Consider the following 8,971-nt stretch of genomic DNA (forward strand, 5'->3'; position numbering starts at 1 on the left):
ATAGTGAACTAACTGTATCAAGTTTCATATATATTAAATAAAAATAGCCCTCATAAATGAGGGCTATTTTTATTTAAGCGCTTCTATCTTCAGTTGTTACTGTATTTTTTCTATTGTAAATATCTTTATCGATTTTGCCAAGTGAATTACCAACAGCTATTGAAGTTACCGATGCTCCATTTACATTTATCATTGTTCTACCCATATCTAGTATTGGATCTATTGCAAGTATTCCACCAGCTAATGGGAAATACGCTCCAAGTCCTACTCCTGATACCACTACTGATACTGCCATTGTTGCAGTTCCTGGAAGACCAGCAATTCCTAATGAGCTTATAGTTATAACTACAAGTAGCATTACATAGAAACTTATATTTTTATCTATCCCAGCCATATTTGCAACTGTTATACCCATTAGTGCAGGGTATATACCAGCACATCCATTCATACCCATATTAGCACCTAAACTTGCTGTAAAACTTGCTACACCTTCTTCAACACCATGCTTTTTAACAAGTGTATCTATAGTTACAGGAAGTGTTCCTAAACTTGAACGAGATGTAAATGCAAGAAGTAGTGGTTCTGCCGCATTTTTTATATAAGTAATTGGGTTTAACCCACAAGCTGCTATTATTATTAAGTGAACAACAAATAGTATTGCTGTTGCTACATACAAAGCTACTACAAATTGTACAACAGATATCATTGAAGATAATCCTCTTGCAGTTATAGTATTTGCTAAAAGTGCAACTACAGCATATGGCATAAATTTTATAACTGTCATTGCAACACTTACTATTATCTTATAGAAAGCTTCTACCAAATCTATAAATGGCTTAACTGTATCCATATATTTTTTCTTTGTTCTGTTTGTCGCAAGCCCTAAGAATGTAGCAAATATTATTATTGCTACTATATTTCCATCTGCCATAGATAGTACTGGATTTGATGGTAATAATCCTCTTAAAGTGTCAACTAATGGAGTTATTTCTCTCATTTCTGGTGCTTCTATGCCAGTTGCTTCAAATCCAACTCCTAGTTTCATAACATTTCCTACTACTATACCTATTATTGCTGCTAAACATGTTGTCCCAAGTAGCATTCCTAAAGATTTAAATGTTAATGCTTGTAAATTGTCCCCTTCTTTCATATTTATTATAACTCTTATTATCGATACAAATACCATTGGAACTACTAACATTTTTAATAAATCCATAAATCCATACCCAAATAATCCATACCACTTACTTACTTCTTGTAACCAATCAACTTGTGATGGATCTTCAGGAAGACCTGCCACTAATTGGATTATAACCCCTAGTATAAGTCCTATTATTGTCGCATAGATTGTTCTTGTTGAGAACTTTACTTTCTTCTTTTCAAAGTGTTTAACTATGAAAAACGTCCCTATTAATAGTGCGATAAAAATAATTGTTTTGATGTTTGATATCATCAAAAACCCTGTTAAGAATGAACTCTCTCCCATTTTGTCCTCCATAATATTATTTAATTTTTATAAATTAACCAGTACGTTAATCATTTTTTAATTAACTTGGCTAATTTTTCATCTGACTTTCCAATATTAAAACTTTATAAAAATACGTTTTCATATTTAAAATCATAGTTAAATTTTTGTAAAGTATTTTCTTATTTTTACTTAATATTGTTAAGTTTTTCTCCTCTTATATAAATTATGATATATTATTAACATTCTATTGTCAATATAACTTTTAATATATTTTAAAGTTTTTTATGCTTTTTACTATATTTTTATAAGAATTAATATAATTTACCCGTATAAAACTTAATTTTAATTAGCTTTCTTACTTTTACAAATTCTTACTTTTGTCTTTTTCATACTTTATTTTTTTAACAACTCTAGAATCAATTATTCAAAATAATTATTTTTTAAATACAAAAATAAAAACTACATAATTATGTAGTTTTTTGTACCAATTTATTGTTAATCCAATCTAATATATCTTTTATAACGTCATCTTTATTGGTTTCATTTAGCATTTCATGCCTTCCACCTTCATATAATTTACAACTTACATCTTGTACTCCTAAATTTATGTATCTATCCCTTAAATTAAAAACACCTCTTCCAAACTTTCCTATTGGATCTTTATCTCCAGATAATATATATATAGGTAAATCAAGAGGAATTTTAGCCAAGTTATGTTTATCTTCTATTGCTTTTAATCCTTGTATAAAATCATAGAAAAAACCACAAGTAAATATTAATCCACAAAATGGATTATCTATATATTTTTTAACCTCTTCTTCATCCCTACTTAGCCAGTCAAATTCTGTTTTAGTATTTTTAAACTTTCTATTATTTCTACCGAATATTAAGTTATCTATAAATTTACTTCTATATAATCGTCCATGTTTTTTTATTTCTCTATTTATTATTATCTCTGCTAAATTTAATATAAATCCATGGTCTCCATTTGAACCTGATAATATAACTCCATCTATATTATGTGAATACTTCATAATATAATTTTGACTAGCAAAAGATCCCATACTGTGCCCAAATAAATATATAGGAAGTCCTTCATTTTCATTTTTTATAATATTTGTTAATATGTTCATATCCTCAACCAAATGATAGAAGCCATTTTCCTTCGCTAAATATCCAACATTTTCAACCGTCTTAGCAGTCTTGCCATGACCTCTATGATCATTTATATAAACTATATAACCATTTTTAGTTAAATGTTTCGCGAAATACTCATACCTACTAGCAGTTTCGTTCATACCATGTGCTATTTGAATTATACCTTTTGGCTTGTCTGTTTCCCCTTCATACTTATATACATGTATATCTAAATTATCATTTCCCTTAAAATAAAAATTTGTACACCTCATATATTCTTTCAATTCCTTCTATTCATTTTAATAATTATTATATCAAACTTTTATAATCTATAATATATTTTTTTATATAAATTTACCCAGTATTAACTTTTTATTTTTAAATAAAAAGTAACCAACCTACAATATGTGCATTGATCACTTTACCTTTTTAATCTTTTTCTTTTTATATTTCTTCTTTTTAGGTTTTCTAATTAGATCGGCTATCATTTCATCATCAACAGTCTCTCCTATAGCATCAGCTAGGGTGTCCGTCTCTTCTAATACTTCTTCCTCCTGCTGCTGGCTTAATTCTGTTTCTCTTCCCGCTCTTATAGCTTCTTGCGTTCTTAGCATAACTAAATCTCCATTTAACATATTTATAAAAGATATTAATAAGCTTAAATCTTCCTCATTTAATTCTTCTACTATTGCATATGCTAATGTCGAAGATAGCAATACAAAGTCTGCATAAGAAAACCTATCTAATCCCAGACTTTGAGTACCTTTATTTGATTTAATTTTGGAACACTTATCAATTGCCTTTTTAATTTGTTTATTTTCTCTATTTATATTATTTTTATTATCCATAATTAAATATACTCCTTGTAAAAGTATACGAGTTATAAATATTCTATTTGAAAAATTTATATACTATATGTTATATTCTTACAGTTTTTTAAAAATTCTACTTTGTCTACTTTTTCAATAAATTACATTAGGTTGAAAAATTTTTTTAAACTAGTATAATTAGAGTTGAATTTAATTTTAGACATCTAAGGAGGAACATTTTTGAGTATTAAACATATGAGAAAACCTATAATAGCATTGTTATTGTCTTTATCATTTATGTCAAATATGACTATATCAAATGCCCAAAGCTATAAAGTATTTATAGATGCAGGCCACGGGGGAAAAGATAATGGTTCAAGCTATGGTGCTAGAATAGAAGATAATCTAAACCTTCAAATAGCGGAAAAAGTAGAAAAGCTATTAAGAGAAGAAGGCATATACGTTGAGACAACTAGGAATAAAGATGAATATGTATCTTTATCTAAAAGAACTAAAAAATCAAACTTATCTAATTCTGATTTATTTATATCAATACACCAAAATACATCAGAAAGTAAAAGTGCAAATGGTATAGAAACTTATTATTACGATAAAACCAATAAAGGTCTTGCTAATATTTTTCAATCTAATCTATTAAATTCTACTAAAGCTAATGATAGAGGTGTTAAAAAAGGTAACTTGCAAGTTTTAAGAGATAATAATAAGCCATCTATTCTTATCGAATGTGGCTTTATATCAAATGATAATGAAGGATTCAAATTGTCTACAAAAGCATATCAAGAAAAAATAGCTAATGGTATAGTTAATAGCGTCAAAGAATTTTTTAACATTAAAGGAAGTTTTTCCAATATAAAGACTGTATTAAATGACAATGTTAAAGTTAGAGCTGAGAGAGGTACTTTATTTGCACCTATTGGATATTTGCAAAAAGGAGATAAAGTTAAGATAGTAGACACTAAGCATGATTGGCACAAGATAAAATTTGGTAATACTTATGGATATGTATCCTCTGTATATGTTAAGTAAATTTTTATATTATTGTTAGATATAAAAGAGATACCTAAATTTAGGTATCTCTTTTTTATATAGCTATTTATAATATACACCCCAGAAAGTTTCTAAAACATCTTTATCTGGAGCTTTAGTATTTTTAGATATTATTATAAAAGTTATTAATGATAATACTAATGGAAGTACTATAGTATGCATTCCAAATGGTCTACTCCATACTTGACTAAATAATATATATGAGCCTATCCCGACTATAATAGATGCTATTGCACCAAATGAATTCGCCCTTTTCCAATAAAGACCTAGTATTATTGGCCATAAGAATGTAGAAATTATTCCTGCATTAGCATATAGATTTAGCCAAACTATTAGTTCTGGTGGATTAAAAGCTACTAAATATATTATAATACCAAGAAGTGCAGTACATAATATGCTTATCTTTCCGCTTAAATTAGAATTAGTCTTTAAACTGGGATTTATATAATTTGAGATTAAATCATTAACTATAGAACCTGATGCTACTAACAACTGTGAATCTACTGTTGACATTATAGATGCTAGTGGTCCCGCAAGTAAGATTCCTGCTATTACCGATGGAAATAATTTAGTTGTTAATGTTGGTACTACTAAATCACCTGATTCTATACCAGTAACTAATGTTGATCCAAAAGCTCCTACTAAGTGCATTCCAAGAAGTAATATCATAGATACTATCGTTCCATATTTTATACCATCATGTAAACTCTTAGTATCTTTATAACTCATAGCTCTTTGAGATACTGATGGGATACCTACCACTGCAAATCCCACTAATATCCAAAATGATGTTACCCAAGCTATAGTCATATTTCCTGGTGTTACTCCAAATGGAGTTATCATTCCCTCATTAATAGCTGCCATATTTTGAATTATATTATTTATTCCACCACCTGCAATTATAGTACCTATAAATATAGCTATAGTTGCTATAGTCATTATTACACCTTGAATTGTATCAGATAATGTAACTGCTCTAAATCCACCTACTACAGTGTGAACTATAACTGTTATTCCAAATGCAGTTAATGCAATGTTGTAATCAAGACCTACTGAACCTTGTAAAAGTCTAGCCGCTCCTACCCACTGTGCTGCCATTGCCGCTATAAAAAATATAACTATTGATATCGACGTCATTATAACTACTATGTCTGATTTATATCTTGCTCTTAAAAAGTCTGTTATAGTCACTGCATTTATTTTTCTAGATATTATAGCAAACTTTTTTCCAAGGACCGCTAATGTAAAATATCCTGTTGGCATTTGTGCCATCGCTAAAAACACCCATCCTAGTCCTTCTTTGTAAGCAGTTCCAGGTCCACCTATAAAACTTCCTGCACTTAAATATGTAGTAACTAAAGTCATAGCAAGTACAAATCCACCTAAATCTCTTCCTCCTGTCATATATTCGTCCATAAAAGAATTATCTTTATTTGAATTTCTTGCTCTATTTACAAACTTCATAGAGTAAAAACCTACTCCAAATATAGCTATAAAGTATATAACTATAGGAATTAATACTTTGTAATTTACATTTTCCATTACTTAAACTCCTTTTTGTACATCTCTACTTCTTCTTTGCTTAAACCATCAAGTGGCATATCTTTAAAGAACTTATTTATTGTAATAACTGTAAGTATAGAAAAAAGTATTCCTCCTACTATACAGCTCATAAAAAACCATGCAGGAAAACCTAGTATATATGTATACTCTTTAACTGGTCTATTTGAAAGTCCATATCCAAATCCAAACCACCATATAAGATTTAAGAGTCCAAGAATAAGTCCCATTATAGCTTCTTTATTACACTGTTTATATCTTGGATCTTCTACTATTTTTTTATCATCCATAAATTTAATCCTTTCTATATTATTTAAATAATATAACTATTTTAACCACGTCCTATTTTATTATTTTTTGTATTATTTTGTCTAGTAAAAATTTTAAGTAAACAAAATAGCTATCATTTTGATAGCTATTTATTTAGTATTAATATTCCAAAAATTCTTTGGTATTTGTTTTTCATTTATAGGAAGTATTTCATATCCTTCTTCATTTAAATAAGTAAGTACTTCATCTAATGCTTGTACTGTTTGTTTTTTTTCGTGCATAAGTATTACTACTTCTTTTTTATTTTTAACCTGTTCTTTTACAATTTCTATTATTTTATTAGAATCATTTTTCCAATCTTGAGTATCTATATTCCAATCCCAAAGCTTATATCCTGCATCAACTAAATTTTCATATGACTTGACTGGTGTATACGGTTTGCTTCCATAAGGAAGTCTTATTATATTTGATGTCCTTCCAGTTATCTCATAAAAAGTTTCCTTATTTTTATCAAATTCTCTTTTAGCTGAATCGTAATTTTCATAAAGTTTATTTACATCATGCGAAACACTATGAAATCCTGCACTATTTCCACTTTCGACAATCTCTATTACAGCATCCTTATTTACTTTCATATTCATATCTATCATAAAAAATGTCGCATGTGCATTATGCTTTTTAAGGATTTGTAGTATGTCTTTTGTGTACTTGCTTGGACCATCATCTATCGTTATATAAGCGATTTTATTGTTTGTATTAGCAGTTTCATTTACATCATAATATATAGGTAAACAAGTATATTTATCTATATATTCTAAAGCACTTGTGTTATTTGGTATCATAGCAAATGTTAAAAGTCCTACACTTATTGCTAGTTTTAATCTTACATTTTTCATATGAGTTCCTCCTTTATAGTTATTATAAATTTATGCCTTTTAAGGAACATATTTGTATAAATTTTTACGTTTTAAACGTTTTTATAATCTTAGTATTGGTAAAAAACCTTTTTTATATCACTAAAAGATAAAACTTATTCTGTAAATATTTATGTAATAAAAATAAAAATTTACTTTAATTTATAAGTGTATCAATAAAACTCTTCACATTTTTATATTTAACATAAAATCCTTCTAATAAAAAAGTACAAGCAATACGCTTGTACTTTTTTATTAATTAGTTTTATTTTGCATATAATTATAAATTGGTAATCCTATAAGAGTTATTATTATACCTCCTAAAGATATCATTGTTGTTTGTAAACCAGCAAAACATAGTTGGTTTATTACAACGAATAATCCACTTAATATAGCTATAGCTGGTATAAATGGATATAATGGAACTCTGTATGGTCTAAATAAATCTGGTTGATCTTTTCTAAGCTTTATAACACCTATAAATGTTAGTACGTAGAATATCCATATAGCAAATATTGATAAATCTGTTAATAAGTTGAACTGTCCTGATAATGCATATATAGCTGATAATGTTGCCATTGCTATTATTGAGTTAGCTGGAGCTTGAGATTTATTTAATTTAGTTAAAGTCTTGTATCCTGGTAGAGTTTTTTGTTCTGCTAAAGTATACATAACTCTTGGTCCTGTTAATAAGTATCCGTTAAGTGTACCAAATACTGATATTAATATACCTATTGTTATTAATTTACCACCCATTGGTCCAAACATAGCCTCTGCAACTGCTGCTGCTGGTGCTGAATAGTTAGCTAATTCACTTGCTGGAAGTACCCAAAGATATGCTAAGTTTATTACTACATAAACTCCCATAACTACTGCAAGCCCACCAACTATCGCTCTTGGTAAATCCTTACCTGGATTTTTCATTTCTCCAGCTAAAGCACCAACATTTATCCATCCATCATAGGCAAATAATACTGCTATTAATAATTGACCTATAACTCCTGCTGGGCTTATTCCATCTCCTACTAATGGTGTCATTACTGGATTTGTTCCGCTTCCTTTTATAAATCCAAATACCATTATAAGTGCTAAAGGTATTAACTTACATATAGTAGCAATTGTTTGTATAGCTCCACCAGCTTTTGATCCTAATGTATTTAACGCTGCAACAAATAATATAATACCTACTGCTATAGGAAGAGTTAAAGACTCATTTCCTATTAATGAAACTGCTTGTTGTGCAAATATAACTCCTAGTGCTGCTATTGTTGCTGGGAAGAATAATACCGTTTGCATCCACCCTGTTAAAAATCCTAGTTTCTTGCCATATATTTCTTCAATATATACCATCATACCACCAGTTTTTGGTATAGCTGCTGATACTTCAGCTGCCGTTAATCCTGCTGTTATAGTTATGATACCTGCTACTACCCATGCTATCATTCCAAGTCCTGGCTCTCCACCTGTTGTTTGATAAACAGCTTGCGGCTTAAAGAACACACCTGCACCTATAACCATACCAACAACTGTTGATAAAGCTGCAGACATCCCTAAACTTTTTTGAAGTTCTTTACTTTCCATATATGCCTCCTTATTTATTAAGTTTTCTATAATTTCATTATAATATTTTTTGAAATACTTTCAATACATTTTTTTATTTTTTTCGACAACGTTTTTCTAAATTATGTATTTTTAGAAAATTTTTTTAAGATTACTTTAATTTTTATATTTTTATTTATTATATA

The 8,971-nt window shown here is 28.6% G+C and carries 8 protein-coding genes; 1 reads left to right on the top strand and 7 read right to left on the bottom strand.

The genetic code is table 11. The features are described 5' to 3' along the window. Positions 1 to 73: 73 nt before the first annotated feature. The 3 genes from I4U66_RS14230 to I4U66_RS14240 all read right to left on the bottom strand — a co-directional run bounded on the left by I4U66_RS14230 (position 74) and on the right by I4U66_RS14240 (position 3,453). Entirely contained in the window at positions 74 to 1,486 is a 1,413-nt protein-coding gene (locus tag I4U66_RS14230; protein WP_243278808.1) for a cation:dicarboxylate symporter family transporter, read from the bottom strand. Positions 1,487 to 1,935: 449 nt separating this feature from the next. After that, positions 1,936 to 2,877 carry an alpha/beta hydrolase gene (locus I4U66_RS14235; RefSeq protein WP_195929275.1) on the bottom strand — a complete coding sequence of 314 codons (942 nt, stop codon included), beginning with the start codon at positions 2,875 to 2,877 and terminating at the stop codon, positions 1,936 to 1,938. A gap of 144 nt (positions 2,878 to 3,021) precedes the next feature. After that, on the bottom strand, positions 3,022 to 3,453 hold the full coding sequence (locus tag I4U66_RS14240; RefSeq protein ID WP_166505368.1) for a hypothetical protein: 432 nt from the start codon (positions 3,451 to 3,453) through the stop codon (positions 3,022 to 3,024). A 201-nt stretch (positions 3,454 to 3,654) separates the two neighbouring features. Here I4U66_RS14240 and I4U66_RS14245 point away from each other — a divergent pair, with 201 nt between their 5' ends. Beyond that, positions 3,655 to 4,461, top strand: coding sequence for an N-acetylmuramoyl-L-alanine amidase (locus I4U66_RS14245; RefSeq protein WP_166505367.1), 807 nt, complete (start codon positions 3,655 to 3,657; stop codon positions 4,459 to 4,461). 63 nt (positions 4,462 to 4,524) lie between these two features. On the opposite strand, the gene panF is transcribed toward I4U66_RS14245, so the two are convergent. The 4 genes from panF to I4U66_RS14265 all read right to left on the bottom strand — a co-directional run bounded on the left by panF (position 4,525) and on the right by I4U66_RS14265 (position 8,807). Beyond that, complete coding sequence (gene panF / locus I4U66_RS14250) at positions 4,525 to 6,024, bottom strand: sodium/pantothenate symporter (protein WP_092925955.1); 1,500 nt, start codon at positions 6,022 to 6,024, stop codon at positions 4,525 to 4,527. Beyond that, a complete protein-coding gene (locus I4U66_RS14255; RefSeq protein ID WP_092925957.1) occupies positions 6,024 to 6,332 on the bottom strand; it encodes a YhdT family protein in 309 nt (102 codons plus the stop codon). The genes panF and I4U66_RS14255 overlap by 1 nt, the downstream gene beginning before the upstream one ends. Before the next feature lie 129 nt (positions 6,333 to 6,461). Further along, on the bottom strand, positions 6,462 to 7,208 hold the full coding sequence (locus tag I4U66_RS14260) for a polysaccharide deacetylase family protein (RefSeq protein ID WP_092925959.1): 747 nt from the start codon (positions 7,206 to 7,208) through the stop codon (positions 6,462 to 6,464). Positions 7,209 to 7,481: 273 nt separating this feature from the next. Further along, positions 7,482 to 8,807 carry an APC family permease gene (locus I4U66_RS14265; RefSeq protein ID WP_092925961.1) on the bottom strand — a complete coding sequence of 442 codons (1,326 nt, stop codon included), beginning with the start codon at positions 8,805 to 8,807 and terminating at the stop codon, positions 7,482 to 7,484. Positions 8,808 to 8,971: the final 164 nt, after the last annotated feature.

It is taken from the genome of Romboutsia sp. D33t1_170424_H2 (assembly GCF_015669105.1).
GTDB lineage: Bacteria > Bacillota > Clostridia > Peptostreptococcales > Peptostreptococcaceae > Romboutsia_C > Romboutsia_C hominis.